General features: G+C 63.3%; 10 protein-coding genes and 3 pseudogenes. 7 read left to right on the forward strand and 6 right to left on the reverse strand.

Annotated features, from left to right (window positions below; translation table 11 throughout):
• The gene (locus tag MNOD_RS30370) at window positions 1-915 is read right to left on the reverse strand and encodes a LysR substrate-binding domain-containing protein (RefSeq protein WP_015932790.1); all 915 of its coding nucleotides are present in this window, start codon (window positions 913-915) and stop codon (window positions 1-3) included.
• Between the two features lie 117 nt (window positions 916-1,032).
• Here MNOD_RS30370 and MNOD_RS50135 point away from each other — a divergent pair, with 117 nt between their 5' ends.
• From MNOD_RS50135 to MNOD_RS30385, 4 genes are all read left to right on the forward strand, one after another.
• Entirely contained in the window at window positions 1,033-1,155 is a 123-nt protein-coding gene (locus tag MNOD_RS50135) for a hypothetical protein (RefSeq protein WP_015932791.1), read from the forward strand.
• A gap of 174 nt (window positions 1,156-1,329) precedes the next feature.
• Complete coding sequence (locus MNOD_RS30375) at window positions 1,330-2,859, forward strand: MFS transporter (RefSeq protein WP_015932792.1); 1,530 nt, start codon at window positions 1,330-1,332, stop codon at window positions 2,857-2,859.
• 6 nt (window positions 2,860-2,865) lie between these two features.
• The gene (locus tag MNOD_RS30380) at window positions 2,866-4,044 is read left to right on the forward strand and encodes an HlyD family secretion protein (RefSeq protein ID WP_015932793.1); all 1,179 of its coding nucleotides are present in this window, start codon (window positions 2,866-2,868) and stop codon (window positions 4,042-4,044) included.
• Window positions 4,045-4,229: 185 nt separating this feature from the next.
• Window positions 4,230-4,610, forward strand: coding sequence for a nuclear transport factor 2 family protein (locus tag MNOD_RS30385; protein WP_015932794.1), 381 nt, complete (start codon window positions 4,230-4,232; stop codon window positions 4,608-4,610).
• Between the two features lie 281 nt (window positions 4,611-4,891).
• On the opposite strand, the gene MNOD_RS44350 is transcribed toward MNOD_RS30385, so the two are convergent.
• Together MNOD_RS44350 and MNOD_RS30390 are read right to left on the reverse strand one after the other, a co-directional pair.
• Window positions 4,892-6,652, reverse strand: a complete 1,761-nt coding sequence (locus MNOD_RS44350; RefSeq protein WP_015932795.1) for an MOSC and FAD-binding oxidoreductase domain-containing protein — start codon at window positions 6,650-6,652, stop codon at window positions 4,892-4,894.
• A 124-nt stretch (window positions 6,653-6,776) separates the two neighbouring features.
• Window positions 6,777-7,724 (reverse strand): aldo/keto reductase, encoded by a 948-nt coding sequence (locus MNOD_RS30390; RefSeq protein ID WP_015932796.1) that lies wholly within the window; start codon window positions 7,722-7,724, stop codon window positions 6,777-6,779.
• Window positions 7,725-8,101: 377 nt separating this feature from the next.
• Here MNOD_RS30390 and MNOD_RS30395 point away from each other — a divergent pair.
• Window positions 8,102-8,590 (forward strand): annotated as a pseudogene (locus tag MNOD_RS30395) (Ldh family oxidoreductase); the annotation flags it as partial.
• Between the two features lie 72 nt (window positions 8,591-8,662).
• Window positions 8,663-9,824 (forward strand): annotated as a pseudogene (locus MNOD_RS30400) (IS110 family RNA-guided transposase).
• Window positions 9,825-10,293: 469 nt separating this feature from the next.
• Here MNOD_RS30400 and MNOD_RS30405 read toward each other — a convergent pair.
• A complete protein-coding gene (locus MNOD_RS30405) occupies window positions 10,294-11,955 on the reverse strand; it encodes an IS1182-like element ISMno10 family transposase (RefSeq protein WP_012631283.1) in 1,662 nt (553 codons plus the stop codon).
• A 200-nt stretch (window positions 11,956-12,155) separates the two neighbouring features.
• Between MNOD_RS30405 and MNOD_RS44355 the strand changes: the two are divergent.
• A pseudogene (locus MNOD_RS44355) lies at window positions 12,156-12,472 on the forward strand (recombinase family protein); the annotation flags it as partial.
• A gap of 12 nt (window positions 12,473-12,484) precedes the next feature.
• Here MNOD_RS44355 and MNOD_RS30415 read toward each other — a convergent pair.
• Both MNOD_RS30415 and MNOD_RS30420 read right to left on the reverse strand, forming a co-directional pair.
• Window positions 12,485-13,486: an NADP-dependent oxidoreductase gene (locus MNOD_RS30415; RefSeq protein ID WP_015932797.1), complete on the reverse strand. Its 1,002-nt coding sequence runs from the start codon at window positions 13,484-13,486 to the stop codon at window positions 12,485-12,487.
• A gap of 53 nt (window positions 13,487-13,539) precedes the next feature.
• Window positions 13,540-14,355, reverse strand: a complete 816-nt coding sequence (locus MNOD_RS30420; RefSeq protein WP_425277520.1) for an oxidoreductase — start codon at window positions 14,353-14,355, stop codon at window positions 13,540-13,542.
• Between the last annotated feature and the right edge of the window lie 66 nt (window positions 14,356-14,421).

Here is a 14,421-nt window from a genome sequence, read left to right on the forward strand (position 1 = left end):
TCAGGGAGCTTTCTTTGATGGGAGACGTGCTCGCAGGCGCGGTGCAGCGAAGTCTAGGAAAGTTCGCACTTTGCGCGGCAGTGGCCCTTGAGCCGCATAGATAAGGCTCACCGGAATGGGTGGCGGCTCGAACGCGTCAAGGACTACCTGCAACTTGCCATCCTCAAGTGCTCCAGCAGCTTGGTAGGAGAGCACGCGTGTGAGTCCCACACCAGCTACGGCAGCGTCGAGAGCCGCTTCCGCCGTGTTGACCGACAGGCGTGACCGGACCGAAACGGCCCTCAAGCCTTGATCCCCGCCATCGATGAACGACCACGAGGTCACCGAGCTCAGCACATCGAACGTCACGCACGGCAATCCTGAGACTTCATCCGGCTTGGTTGGGGTGCCATACTTCGCAAGGTAGCTCGGACTTCCGCAAACGACCTTGCGCACGGTCCCGACCTGGGTGGCCATCATCGAGCTGTCCGGCAGGATGCCGATCCGCACAGCAAGGTCGATGTGGTCGTCCAGCAAGTGAGCGTTCCGGTCGGAGAGCAACAGCCGGACATCGACGTCCGGATACGTCAACAGGAACTCGCTGACGATCGGAAGGACGTGCAGCCGCCCGAACACGACCGGCGCCGTAACGACAAGCTCACCCTTCGGGACGGCATACTCCCCGGACGCCTTGCGCTCGATGTCCCCGATCTCCTCAAGGATGCGCTTGCAGCCGGCCACGTAGTCAGCCCCTGTCTCGGTCAGCGCGAGCCGTCGCGTGGATCTGGTAAGCAACCGCGTGCCCAGGTGCGCCTCCAGCTCGGCCAGCTTCCGGCTGACCGTGGGTAGCGGGATGCCCAGCTTCCGGCCTGCCGCCGTGAAGCTGCCCGTCTCCACCACAGCGACGAGGATGGTCATCGCCTCCAGACGATCCATCCGTTATCTCACCCAGCAAAACATTGCCTCTCAAACTTAGGGCATTATCGCACCGCCTGTAAGAGCCTACCTCTCCGCCTGTGGCTGACCTCTCAGCCACCGCCAAAGGAGGCAACCATGTCCCGTATCGGCATCCCTACACAGGATGAGGCGCCGGAGGCTTCGAAACCGATCCTCGATGCCGTGGACAAGCAGCTCGGCGTCATCGCCAATTCGCGCTGTGTCGCCACGTTCGTCTGATTGGCCTCGCTGACGTGTTACGTCACCGATCATGACGACCTGCTGTGAATTCTCTCGCGTACGCGGGAACAGGAAGCTTTGCCGGCAGGGAAGGCGGCCGAATTCGCGGCTGTTCGCAATCAGCTGAGCAGTCAAAGCGTAACAGCCTTGGGCGTGTCTTTCGGAGTCTCCGCGATGGCCCTCAAACCTCTGATTGGCCTGCTCGGCGTGCTCGTTGCCGCCCTCAACGCTCAATTCAACGAACTCGTGATGGCCGCGGCCCTGGCCGACGTGCGTGGCGCCTTCGGAATCAGCCACGATCCTGGGCTCTGGATCGGAAGCGTGTATGCGTCCGGTGTTGTGTTCGGGATGGCCCTTGGCCCCTGGCTCGCCGTTACCTTCACGCTGCGCCGCTTTACCCTGTTCGCCATCGGCCTCGTCTGTGGCACGACGCTGCTCATACCCTTCGCGCCTGATCTGTCCGTGATGCTGGGCCTGCGCCTGTTTCAAGGTCTGGGCGGAGGCTTCACCATTCCCTTGCTGATGATGACGGCATTGCGCGTGCTCACTCCGCCGATCCGTCTCTATGGGCTTGCCATCTACGCGCTCACCGCAACCTTCTCGCCCGCCATCAGTAGCTCCATCGCAGCACTCTGGACCGATATCGTCGACTGGCGCTTCGTGTTCTTTGAGGCACTGCCGCTCGGCGCCTTAGCAGCCGTTCTTGTCTGGCACGGGCTGCCGCAGGATCATTCGCGCTACGAGCGCTTGCACCAGTTCGACTGGCGAGGCGCCTTGCTCCTAGCTATCGGGGCGGGCACCCTAACTACGCTGATGTATCACGGCGACCACAAGGACTGGTTCAACTCGGAAGAGGTCTGGGTCCTCGTCCTCCTCTGCGCAGTCACTTTCGCGCTGCTCGCGCTCAACGAGTGGCACCACCCGCTCCCCGTGCTCAAGCTGCAGCTGCTCAAGCAGCGGAATTTCGCCTACGGGGTGCTTGGGCTGTTCCTCTTCGTCGTCCTTAGTCTGTCATCGTCACTGGTGCCGCAGACGTATTTGGTTGAAATCCAGGGCTATCGTGCCCTGCAGGGGCACTGGATCACGCTCCTTATTGCGCTCGGGCAGTTCCTGATGCTGCCAGCAGTGGCGTTCTTGCTCGATCATCGGTGGGCTGATGCCCGCATAGTGACACTGTTCGGGTTGGCACTCATTGGCATGGCCTGCCTTGGAAATGCTGCGCTCGACGCCTCTTGGAACCGGGAGCAGTTCTATCTCTGGCAAGCTCTGCAGGCGGTCGGTCAGCCAATGGTCGTCTTGCCTCTGCTGATGATGGCAACGAACACTGTGAAGGGACCGGAGGAAGGTCCGTTCGCCTCAGCGCTAGTCAACGCGACCCGCAGCCTAGCCGCACCAGTTGGCATCGGCATTCTGGAATTCATCGAGCGGTGGCGCGGCGCACTCCATTCTGAGCGTCTCGTTGAGCAAGTCGGACAGACCCGCTTCCAGCCGATGTTCGCTCCCAACAGCCTGCTGCCCGGTAGCTCACCCGCTGTGAGCGAGCAGGGGGAGCGGCTCGCCCGTGCCGTAGTGGCCCAAGCGAACGTGCTGACGGCCGCAGACACTTTCCTGATCCTGGCCGCGTTCGGCGTCGCTCTCGCGCTGCTCGTCGTGTTGCTGCCCGTCCGCACCTACCCGCCGCGCATCCTGTTCGCGAGGGGCTGATCAATCATGTCGATTTCTGCGTTCCTCCCCCGACCGTCCGCACCTGACGCCCCTGCCTCGCCGCCAGTCACCGATGAGGCGGCTCCGAAGAAGGTTTGGTTCGCGCGACTCTGGCCATGGGCTCTCGCGAGCCTCATCGTCCTGGGGTTCGTGGGTGTGGTGACCTGGCACATCATCGCGCCGCATCCAAACGTCTGGACCGACAACGCCTACGTGCGCGTGCACTACGCCGCCATCGCGCCACGCGTCCCCGGCCAGGTCACAGGGGTCCGCGTCGAGAACAACGATGTGGTCAAGGCCGGGCAAGTGCTGATTGAGCTCGATGATCGTGACTACCAGGTGGCCGTCGCCTCTGCCGAAGCGAACCTCGCGCGTGACCGTGCCGCAGTCGAGAACGCGGCGGCGTCCATCGTCCGTCAAGGGCCGCTCATCGAGCAGGCGAAGGCGCTCGTGAAAACCGCAGAGGCTCAGCTCTCGTTCTCGGAAGCCGACGCCAAGCGCTACGATTATCTCGCTACGACCGGGTCTGGCTCGATCAAGACCCAGCAGCAGGCCGACAGCTCCCTGCATCAGAGCAGGGCCAGTCTGGATGGAGCGAAGGCCGCTTTGGAGGCGGCTCAGGCGCAGCTGAAGATCCTGCAGACCCAGGAGGCCTCAGCCAACGCGAGCGTGCGCGCCAGCGAAGCGCAGCTTGAACAAGCAAGGCTCAATCTCTCCTATACGACGATCCGGGCTCCGGTGGACGGCATGGTCGCCCAGCGCGGCGTGCAGGTGGGCAACTATGTCAGTTCGGGCACCGGACTGATGGCCGTCGTGCCTCTGTCCGAGGTCTACGTCGAGGCCAACTACCGCGAGGTCGAGCTCAAGCACGTTCAAGCCGGCCAACGCGCCCGCATCCACGTGGACGCCTACGACATCGACCTGGAAGGCACGGTGGTCGGTGTGCCAGCCGCCACGGGGGCGACTTTTGCGACGATCCAGCCGAACAACGCCACCGGCAACTTCACCAAGATTGTCCAGCGCCTGCCTGTGCAGATCGTGATCGCGCCGAACCAGCCGCTCGCCCGGCTGCTGCGGGTCGGGCTCTCGGTCGAGACGACGATTGAGACACAGCTTGCTGACATCGTTGGCCAGCACCGTGACGCGGCGCAACCGGCCGTCGCCCGCTTGCTCTCACCGCGCTGAGCCTCCACTCAGCGCCGCGTTCCATTGAGAGCGGCAGTCATCAGCCGGAGGGTCGGTTCCGACCCTCCTCGGCCACTCAGCGTCCCTACTGCGGACGGCCCTTCTGCCCCATCTGGAAGGCCTGTTCCAGGCCAGCGCATGGTACAACGGCTCAAGATCAACGGCGATGGTCAGGGAGATTTGATATGGAAGACCGAGACATTCGAGCAGCTCTGGATCGCCACTGGGCCGCCTCCGATGCGAACGACCTTGAGGGGGAACACCAGATTTACCGAGAGGACGCCGTGCTCGAATATCCGCAATCGGGCGAGCGCATCCGCGGGCGGCGGAAGATTCAGTTGTCCCGCGACGCGCAGCCGAACCAGAAACGCTTCACAGTTCGGCGGATAACCGGCACAGGGGATCTTTGGGTCACCGAGTATGTGCTAACCTATGACGGACGGCCGTCTTACACCGTGAGCATCATGGAGTTTCTTGATGGGAAGGTGGCCCGCGAGACCCAGTATTTTGGCGATCCGTTCGAGCCGGGGCCCTCGCGCGCGCAATGGGTTGAGCGTATACTCTGAAAATTGGCCATCATAAGGATGACCACTATTTACTGAGGCTGTGCGAGAACGCCGGCGTTGGCGTCGTGCGTAGAATGATGTTCTCCTAAGTAGCGGCGATCAGCCCCTTGACAGGTGCTTTTCTGGAGCATGATATGCCAGATCGAGAGCAGCATAGGAAGTTATTTTATGACGGCCTGGGTGACTGTGTTTTCACACAGCCCGCACCCAAGCGACTCTTCGGAATGTCTGCTGGCCGGCACATCGACATGGCAAGTATCGTGATCGTTTGGCGCCAAGCTTCAAAGATCGATGACGATATCACCTTGAGGTCGCGAGCAGCAGATCAGCACGTTACCTTCAGCTGGCGCATCGATTGGGTCGGGTTCGTAGCAGATTGTGCCTGCTATGAGACCGGATTCGCAATTGTGGCACACTCCGGTCCGGCAGGACCACCGTACAGGGACGTCGCAGGACTCTGCGAGTTCAAGCAAGCTGGAGAACGTCGAGCCCCAGCGGACATTCACTCCGCTGCGTGCGAATGAGACGAGTGGTCCTGAGCCGGGAAGTCCTGCCGGCGGATGCGGCAGCCGACGTGGCGATGCAGCCACGCCCGGAGTGAGGGAAGGACCAGCGCCGAACGTCTCGGTATGGATGCGATCTGATCCAACTCCGGCATTAGCAAGCCCGAGAATCATTTCGCTCATGAACGTCACAGGTCCGCAGACGTAAAAGTCCCCGTCACGAGGCAGGCTAAGCTCCCGGAGCACTTGCATGCTGAAACGCCCAGGAGCATCGAAATCAATTTGGGGCCGATCATCGGGATCGGGCGAACTGTAGCGAATGTGGCGATGGCAGTTTGGAAGCGGCTTGAGAAGCGTGCGCGTTTCCTCGGCGAAGGGGTGTTCGCGACCGTTTCGGGTCCCGTACAACCACCAAATCTCCCTCGTCGAGGCCACGGCCGCCAAGGCGTGAAGCATCGCAAGCACCGGCGTCACGCCGATCCCGGCACTCAGCAATACGACAGGCGTGCTGCCCGGACGAAGGGTGAAGTTGCCGCGCGCAGCGCTCACACGCACGACATCACCCACGTCAAGCTCGTCGTCGATGTAGGTGCTAGCCACACCATGCGCTTCTCGCTTCACGCTCACACGATAAGACGAGGCGCTCGGCTCTGCTGACAGCGAGTAGCTCCGCATAATCGTGGGTATGGTCGCCGACCCAAGCTGCAGTACAACGTACTGTCCCGGAAGAGCCATGGGAAGAGATTTCCCATCCATCGGCTCTAACCTGAGCGAGATGACGTTGCCGCCCTCGCGGACCTTGCGCGAGACACGAAACGGGCGGAACCCAGGCCAGGCCGGAGGTGGGCCGGAGGCCGCGACAAGTCCGGCGTTTCCGGTTGTTATGCCGTTCTTGCGATCCTGCGCGAGAAGCGCTTCAAAGGATCTGCGCCAACCGATGCTGAGCGCTGGGATGCGTAGCGCTCGCTCCAACTGATCACGGGGGTGACCAGACATATAGAGTAACGCATTGACTTCCGAGACGCTCATTTTCTCCGGCCCGGCCTCTACGAGCGTAATCTCATCCCCGGCCTGCACCTCACCTTCCTCCAGCACACGAAAATAGAAGCCAGGCCTTCCATGCGTGACCAGCAGGGCGGCCATTCTTGGCTCATTCATCCGAATGCCGATCCTGTAGCAAGTGACACGCGGCTGCGTAACCTCGAACAAAGTGCGGCCAATGAGATATCGATCTCCGATACAGACCTGCGTGTCTGGAAGACCCTCAACAGTGAAATTCTCTCCGAATTGCCCATAATCGAAGCCTTGCCGACCCAGCTGATTCCGCCAATATCGGTACGAATCGATTTGGTAAACGAACACGGCACGATGTTCACCGCCGTGGCCGGCCAAGTCTCCTTGCCCATCGCCATCGATGTTAAGCCGCAGAACTTTACGCCGGCCTTCAACCGGTGTCTTCCATATGCCTGTATGAACGGTCTTCCCTTGCCATATGATGTCCCGCGGCAGGCCCACATTGACCGAAAGCAGACGTGCCATCACGCCCTCCGCTAGGCTGAATCGCTTGATCCAAAAGAAACCGGGAACCGCCTTCCCCCTGCGGGCGAAAGCGTTGACACGTCCCCGGTAAGGTGTCGGTGCCAATCGGCTCCCGACGATGAGGTCAATTTGCCTTGGTCTGAGGAATGAACCCGGGCACGCCTGTCTTCACAACTTGGTTGAACCGAACGGTTGTCGTGACGTGCTCCTTAATCTCCTCCATGGCGTCTTCAGGTAGGCTCGATATATCGAAATTCTCTTGAATTCTGCTGCGATTGGTCGAGGTAGTTAGGAAGGCTGTGCCACGCTGTACAGCCCAGGCGAGCGAGACCTGGGCAGGTGTCTTCTGGGCATGTTGGGCAATGGCCGTGATTACTGGATCCTGTAGCACGCTGGGTTCTAAACCATGGCCCAACGCTGCGAACGCTTGCATAACAATGCCGTGCTCTCGGCAGAAGTCGAGTAGCTCCCATTCGGGAAGATAGGGATGAGATTCGACCTGCACTACGGAAGGCTTGATCCGTGCTGGCGCGAAGATCTCCTTCAGCTTCTCCAATGAAATGTCTGATAAGCCGATCGACTTGCATCGACCGTCGTCTACAAGACGCTCCAGCGCCTGCCAGGTTTCGAGCAGAGTCACTTCGCGGTCGTAAATGACTTGGCCGTGCTCATCTCTGGGATCCTGTTCGTCTCCGGGCTGAAAGGCAAAAGGAGTGTGGATGAGATAGCAATCGACGTAGTCGACCTGCAGTCGTCGGCAACTTGCTTCGAAGGCGGATCTGACCCGCTCGGGGCGATGATTGGTATTCCAAAGCTTTGTCGTGACAAAGACTTCTTCTCGCTTAATGGCACCGGACTTGAACATTTCTTGCATGGCGCTGCCCACCGCATCCTCGTTGCGATAGCGTTCCGCGCAATCAAGATGACGAAATCCCACGTCCAAGGCCACCTTAGTTGCTTGTTCTGTCGCGGCAGAGTTGGGAATCAACGTACCGAACCCAACTGCTGGGAGTTCACCCTCTCCATGCGTAAGGGGTATTTTAGTGTAACGGAGCGCTTCGTGAACTGTCATGGCTGTACTCCTCCGTTGCGAGGGCAGCGCTGCGCAGCGGCGGACGGTCTTCGGTTGCGTTCGCCCATCTCCATCTTAACGGCTTGACAAGATGGCATCCAGAACTGCTTGGCGACTAAGCGGCATCGTTGTGCTTGTGAAAACATGCCCGTATTTTGAGAGTCGCGGCGCCGCAAACGCTGCTGCCCGCACTCAATAAAGCGTTCTGCTGTTCATGATGCGAGGCGGGCTGAACGCTGTTCTCAGCCTCCTTCAGAGGCCGTGTCTGATAAATGAGGATGGAGAGCGGCACCCTGATCGTGACGCCGCACGCGAGCGATATTCCTGCCGCGGCCGAGGCCCTCAATGCCGAAATCAGCGAAATGTATCCCCTGGTTGTCGCCACGCGGGGCGAGATCGAGCTTCATCGCCGGGAAGGCCGCCCGTTGCCGGAAGGTTGGGCTCTCGACAACGAAGGCCAGCCTACAACGCAGCCAGAGGCCGCACTGGTAGGCGCGATGCTCCCCTTCGGTGGGCACAAGGGCTCGGCCATCTCGACCATGATTGAGCTCTTGGCAGGCGTGATGATCGGAGATCTGACCAGCCGCGAGGCGTTGGATCGATTGGGCACCATGACGCTCGCGCCACGTCACGGCGAGCTGATCATAGCCCTGAGCCCGGAGCGGTTCGCCACCGGTCGGCCCGGCCATCCATTCGAGCGTGCTGAGGTTCTGTTCGATGGCATCCTGAGCCAGGGAGCCCGATTGCCGTCGCGACGCCGATTTGTCGTGCGCGAGCGGGCGATGCGGGACGGCGTGGTTCTGAGCGCGGCGGAGGTCAGCCAATGGGACTGGCTGCAGGTGCTCGGCCTGGACGCGGTCTCCTGACCGAGAAGCTATGGGGAGGACGGCGGGCTCTGGCACCCTCGCCGGCATCGAAAGCAGGCGGAGGCGCCCCACATGATCCACGTGGATGATCTGAGCCGTTCCCTCGTACCCTTCGAACAAGACGGCACCTTGGTGACCGTACTTGAGATGAGCCAATCGAGCTGGCTGGCGGCCGCGGTTGTCCCCGGCGTCGACCGACGGCCTCTGAAGAAGCTGGAGCCGGACCCGGCTGCGTTGATGCGGTTACTGGGCAAATGGCGCGGGCAGGCGGAAGCCGCCGGGCGGCGCGAGGCGGGTGGTGTTGGCCTTCGAGGCTGGGCGGGACGGTTTCTGGCTGGCGCGGTGGCTGCGGGCCCAGGGCATCGAGGTCTATGTCGTTCACTCCACGAGCGTAGCGGTCTCACGCGACCATCGCCGGGCCAAGACGGATCGGCTCGACACCGAAATGCTGATCCGGGTGTTTCTGGGCTGGCTGCGCGGCGAGCCCCGGCACTGCAAGATGGTCGCGGTTCCGAGTCTTGAGGAGGAAGACGCCAAACGTCCCAGCCGCGAGCGCGAAAACCTCGTCGGTGAGCGAACGAGGATCATCAACCGCATGAAGGCGGCCCTCATCCGGCTCGGCATCCGGGCGTTCAAGCCGGAGCTGGCGAAGGCGCCTGAGCGCCTCGAAGCGCTGAGGACGCCGGAGGGCGTACCGATCCCGCCCACCATGCTGGCCGAGATGAGACGCGACATGGCCCGGCTGGCCTGGGTCCGCGAGCAGATCGAGGTGATCGAGCGCAGCCGCAGGGAGCGCTTGGAACAGGCTCCGGCCGATGACGCGCATGCAACGGTTCGGCTCCTGGCGCGCGTCGTCAGGATGGGTCTGGAGACGGCGGATCTGCTCGTCCGGGAGGTCCTCTCCAGAAACCTTCGGGACCGCCGGGCGGTGGCCCGCTATGCCGGCGTGACGGGATCACCTGACGAAAGCGGGGCCAAGCGTCGGGAGCGAGGCTTGGCGAAGGCCGGAAATGCAAGGGTCCGACGTGGTCTGATGCAGCTGGCTTGGCGGTTCCTGCGGTTCCAAAGCGAGAGCGCGTTGGCCAAGTGGTACCGGGACAGAACGGAGGCGGGCGGCAAACGCAAGACGACCATGATCGTGGCGCTGGCCCGCAAGCTGCTCATTGCCCTGTGGCGACTGGTGACGATTGGGGAGATCCCGCCAGGCGTCAGGTTGCGAGCCGTGGCGGCCTGAACCTTACGACTGACGCGTTCGACGGCCGCGGCGATTTGCGGGCAGGTCGCCGATCGTGATCCGAGGTGGCGGGGACCCGAACACAGCCTTGGCTTCGACGCCGAACCGAGAATGGGCCCGCCGCCTCGGAGCCAAGCCGCCGAAGCGAATGATTGCTTCATGGTCCGGGTCATGAATGACCGAACCGAATACAAGGTTGTGGCGCGGAATGCGCCCGGGCGAAGGCTCCCCTCGGATCACATCATCGAAACAGAAAGGTGAAAGCCAATGCGGTGACAGGCATTGACAAAACAAATCCCATACAAGGCCGTATGATAATGCGTCATGAGCACGTGACGTTGGAATGGTGAGAGTACAGTTTACCAGCCGTTCATGCGTGGCCAGATCGCGCCGACGTGGCGGGCGCCGTCCACAAGGCGATCTGACCAATGTAAAGAAAACGGCCGGATACTGTTGGCGAATTCGGCCGCTATGCAGCGAGAGCCTCGAAGCGTGAGGTGCGCGTGGGGGCCAGCGGGCGGTGCGAGAACCAAGCGGCGAGACGATCAAGATTGAGAGCGGCCGCCGTCGCCACGCTCTGCAGGGTCATCTTCGCCAGTCCGCGATAGCGCGCTCGGCGCAAGCCGAAGCTCCGCACGCCCTGCGCGATCGTCGCCTCAATGCCTTGTCGCTGCCCGTAGAGCTGCCGGCCCTCCTCGCTCTCCTGCCGCATCCGCGCGGCCGCCAGCGCCTCGTGCTCCGCACGCGGATGCAGGCTGAGCCGGCGGCTCCCCGCCCGGGTGCACCGCGGCTTGGCTGGACACACGCGGCAGACGGCGGGGCTGAAGCCTGCGCGTATGAACGCGCGTCCGCTCACCTTGTCCCTGTACGTGCCCCAACTCGTACTCTCGCGGCCCTCGGGGCAGCACACGCGACAGCGCTCCCAGTCGACCGCGAAGTCCGTGACGTGGAACGCCCCCTCCTCACGCGTCTGCCAACTCTGGTTCGACCGCGCGGGGCCGATCAGGGCGATGCCGTGCCGCTCGTGCGCCGCGACCAGATGCTCGGCGCTGATATAGGCCGCGTCGACCAGGTGCTCGGAGGGGATCAGATCCAGGCCCGCCAGGGCGGCATGGATCACGCCGGTGCGCATCGCCTCATGCACATTGGCCGGAGTGGTGTCGGCGTGAACGACCAACCGAGGCAGGTCGGGGTCGCAGGTCTCGGTCAGGTGGACCATGTAGCCGGTCCACTCCGTTCCAGACTTGGCCCGGAACCGCGCCTCGACGTCGTAGGGCGACTCGACCCGGTCGCCGGGCCCGCGTCCCTGCACCGGGCGCAGCCGGACGCTGGTGCCGGCGGGTGGACTTCCGTCCCCTGCGCGCTCGAAGTGCCGCGCCCATACCCGGCGCAGCACGGCCACGGCAGGCAAGGCGACAGCGAGTGGCGGCGCGCTCGCGCCATCCAGCGCGTCGAGCAGGCGGTAGCCGTCCGCCCCGACCTGCAGCACGTAGGCCTCGCGCTTGGGGCCGGTCTCCGGCAGTCGCGCATCCTCGATGCGGCGATCGTAGCGCTCGTGCCAGTCGGGCGGGGCGACACGGCGCAGCCAGTCGGGGGCGAGGGCCGCGACCGCGTTGAGAGCCGCCCGCAGCGTCTCGGCCAACAGCTCGACCCGGTTGAGGTCGCGCACCGCGGCGAGCACGTGGGTGCTGTCGGTGCGCTGGCGCCCGCGCGCCTTGAGCACGCCCTGGTCGCGCGCGGCATCGAGGATGCGGGCCAGCAGCCGCCCGGTGGCCTCGTGCTGCAGCAGCCGACCGCGGAACTCGCACAGGACGCTGTAGTCGAAGCCGGGATCGGCCAGATCAAGTCCCAGCAGGTACTTCCAGTCAATCCGCGCCCGGACCGCCTCGGCGGCTTGGCGATCGCTCATGCTCTCCCGAAACTGCAAGAGCGTGACCAGGGCCAAGCGCCAGGGCGCGTAGGCGGGCTGGCCGCGTGCGGGATAGAGGTCGGCGAACGCGGCATCAGCGAAGATTGTGCCGAGCCGCGTGCGCAGGAGCAGGTAGGGGTTGCCGCGCCGGAACGCGGTTTGGGCCACCCGGGCGGTGTCCTCAGGGACCGGTGGGAGTGGGTGGTGCGGCCGGAGCGACATGAGCGACCTCCGAGCGGGACGGTCAGCCTACACCCAGCACCCCCCGGAATTCGCCAACAGTGTCCGGCCGTTTTCCTGACAGCGCGAAAAGCCATCTCCGCTGACGCGCTTGACGCGAGAGCGCGACGCGGCGGCGGATGTCAGGAAACCGTGTCAGGAAAACAACTGTCAGGAATATCTTGATGCGGCACTATCCTGACATGCTCGTCGGCTACGCCCGCGTCTCCACCCAGGACCAGAACCTTGACCTCCGGCGCGACGCCCTGACAAGGCCGGCTGAGAGCGCCTCTTCGAGGAGAAGAAGTCCGGCAAGGCTGGCACTAAGCGCCCCGAGTTCGAGGCGGCCCTGGCCTTCCTGCGCCCCGACGACGTGCTCGTGGTCTGGAAGCTCGATCGGCTCGGCCGCTCGCTGGTCGAGATGATGCGCACCATCGACGGCCTGCGCCGCCAGGACGTGCACTTCCGCAGCCTCACCGAGCAGTTTGACAGCGACACCGCGCATGGGCGCTTCGTGATTTGCGCCGTACCACTATTTCATAGTGATGACGACTTTGCCCTTCGAGCGGCCAGCTTTGACAAAACCGAGTGCCTCCCGGGTCTTCGAGAACGGGAAGACTCGATCAATAACCGGCCGGACGGCACCAGCATCGATGAGCTCGGCGATCTTGCGAAGCTGGTCGCCGTTCGCCCTCATGAACAGGAACGAATAGCTGACGCCGCGCCGGTCCGCCTTCTTGCGGATGCCTCGGCTGAGGAGGCGCATGACGAGCTTCAGGGGCCACGCCAGGCCAAGTTGCTCCGCGAAGCGAGGGTCAGGCGGACCGGCAATCCCGACAAGCCGCCCACCAGGTTTGAGTACGGTCAGCGACTTTTCGAGCGTCTTTCCGCCGAGCGTGTCAAAGACGACATCGAAATCACTGAGGAGTTTCTCGAAGCTGTCCCGCCTGTAGTCCACGACGATGTCGGCTCCGAGGCTCTTCACAAGCGCGACGTTCGACGTGCCCGCCGTCGTCGCGACGGTTGCGCCGAGATGCTTGGCGAGCTGAATGGCAATCGTTCCGACACCGCCGGACCCTGCCTGGATGAGCACCTTCTGACCCGGCTGCAGTCTCGCCTCTTCGACGAGAACCTGCCAAGCGGTCAGCGCGACCAGCGGGACCCCGGCCGCCTCCTCCATCGTCAGCGTCTTCGGCTTCAGGGCCAAGTCGGCCTCGTTCACCGCGATGAACTCCGCGAATGTTCCAATCCGCCCGTCCGCGGCCCGGCCGTAGACCTCGTCGCCGACTTTGAACCGTTGCACGCATGAGCCAACCCGGACGACTACGCCCGCCAGGTCATGTCCGAGGACGAGGGGCATCCGGTAGCGCAGGATCAGCTTGAACTCACCGTCGCCGAGCTTGGCGTCCAGAGGGTTCACGCTCGCGGCGTGGATCTCGACGAGGACGTCCCCGTCCCCGACCTCCGGAACGGGTATGTCGCGTGCAACCAACCCCTCCTTGCTCTTGTAGCGGTCGATGCCGAACGCCTTCATGGCTGGTCCTTGCGATTGAGCTTGGGCAGGTTTCCGGAAACGGCGGCGTCCCGTCAGGACAGCCGCATGTCCTTCCGCAAAGCTTTGTCGAACATCGAGGCGGGTGCGAAGCGGCGGAGCAGCGCGAGGCGGCCGGCCATCTTGCCCGAGGTGTATCGCGCACCGGGCCTGGACGCCTGGGCCGCCCGGACGACCGTCTCGCCGACTGAAGCGGCTGTGTCCGCCAGCTTCATGCCCTCCGAGAGCCAACGGGCGGCATTCGCGCGTCCGTCCTCATAGACGGGCAGAGGTCTGTCAGGCGCGGACATGCTCTGCTCGAAGCCGGATTTCGTCAGGGCGGGCTCGATCAGGATGACGCGGATGCCGAAGGTGCGCACCTCGTGGTCGAGCGACTCCGAGTAGCCCTCCAGTGCATGTTTAGTGGCCGCGTAATGGGCACCGAAGGGACTTGGGATCAGGCCGAGGATGGAGCTGATGTTGATGATGCGGCCGGAGCCTTGCCGTCGCATGGCGGGTAGCACTACGTTGGTCATGCGCAGCACGCCGTAGACGTTGGTGTCGTACAGCGCGTGGACGGCCGCCATCGAGCATTCCTCGGCCGCGCCATGGATGCCCACGCCTGCGTTGTTCACGAGGAGGTCGATCTGACCTGACCGGGCCAGCACGCGTTCGACCGCGGTGTTCACGGACTCATCGGAGGTGACGTCGCAGCGCACCATCTCGATCCCGTCGAGCGCGTCGCCGTCTTGAGCCTTCCGACTCGTGCCAAGCACGCGATAACCGGCGTTCAGGAGTGCGCGTCCGGTTGCTTTTCCTATGCCTGAGGAAGCCCCCGTTACGAGGGCGACCTTGCCATGGGCACGGCCGATTGTGGGGGGCATGATGAACGTTTCCCTACCTCGATCTCATACTTGAGTGCTCAACCATCTAGCCGG

Source organism: Methylobacterium nodulans ORS 2060, from assembly GCF_000022085.1.
In the GTDB taxonomy this organism is placed as follows: Bacteria; Pseudomonadota; Alphaproteobacteria; order Rhizobiales; family Beijerinckiaceae; genus Methylobacterium; species Methylobacterium nodulans.

What these genes read in the sequence shown, in the direction of transcription:
- MNOD_RS30405 (WP_012631283.1), bottom strand. Translation starts at nt 11,955, where the DNA reads ATGTCGCTCCGGCCGCACCACCCACTCCCACCGGTCCCTGAGGACACC.
- MNOD_RS30380 (WP_015932793.1), top strand. Translation starts at nt 2,866, where the DNA reads ATGTCGATTTCTGCGTTCCTCCCCCGACCGTCCGCACCTGACGCCCCT.
- MNOD_RS30390 (WP_015932796.1), bottom strand. Translation starts at nt 7,724, where the DNA reads ATGACAGTTCACGAAGCGCTCCGTTACACTAAAATACCCCTTACGCAT.
- MNOD_RS44350 (WP_015932795.1), bottom strand. Translation starts at nt 6,652, where the DNA reads ATGGCACGTCTGCTTTCGGTCAATGTGGGCCTGCCGCGGGACATCATA.
- MNOD_RS30375 (WP_015932792.1), top strand. Translation starts at nt 1,330, where the DNA reads ATGGCCCTCAAACCTCTGATTGGCCTGCTCGGCGTGCTCGTTGCCGCC.
- MNOD_RS50135 (WP_015932791.1), top strand. Translation starts at nt 1,033, where the DNA reads ATGTCCCGTATCGGCATCCCTACACAGGATGAGGCGCCGGAGGCTTCG.
- MNOD_RS30370 (WP_015932790.1), bottom strand. Translation starts at nt 915, where the DNA reads ATGGATCGTCTGGAGGCGATGACCATCCTCGTCGCTGTGGTGGAGACG.
- MNOD_RS30385 (WP_015932794.1), top strand. Translation starts at nt 4,230, where the DNA reads ATGGAAGACCGAGACATTCGAGCAGCTCTGGATCGCCACTGGGCCGCC.
- MNOD_RS30415 (WP_015932797.1), bottom strand. Translation starts at nt 13,486, where the DNA reads ATGAAGGCGTTCGGCATCGACCGCTACAAGAGCAAGGAGGGGTTGGTT.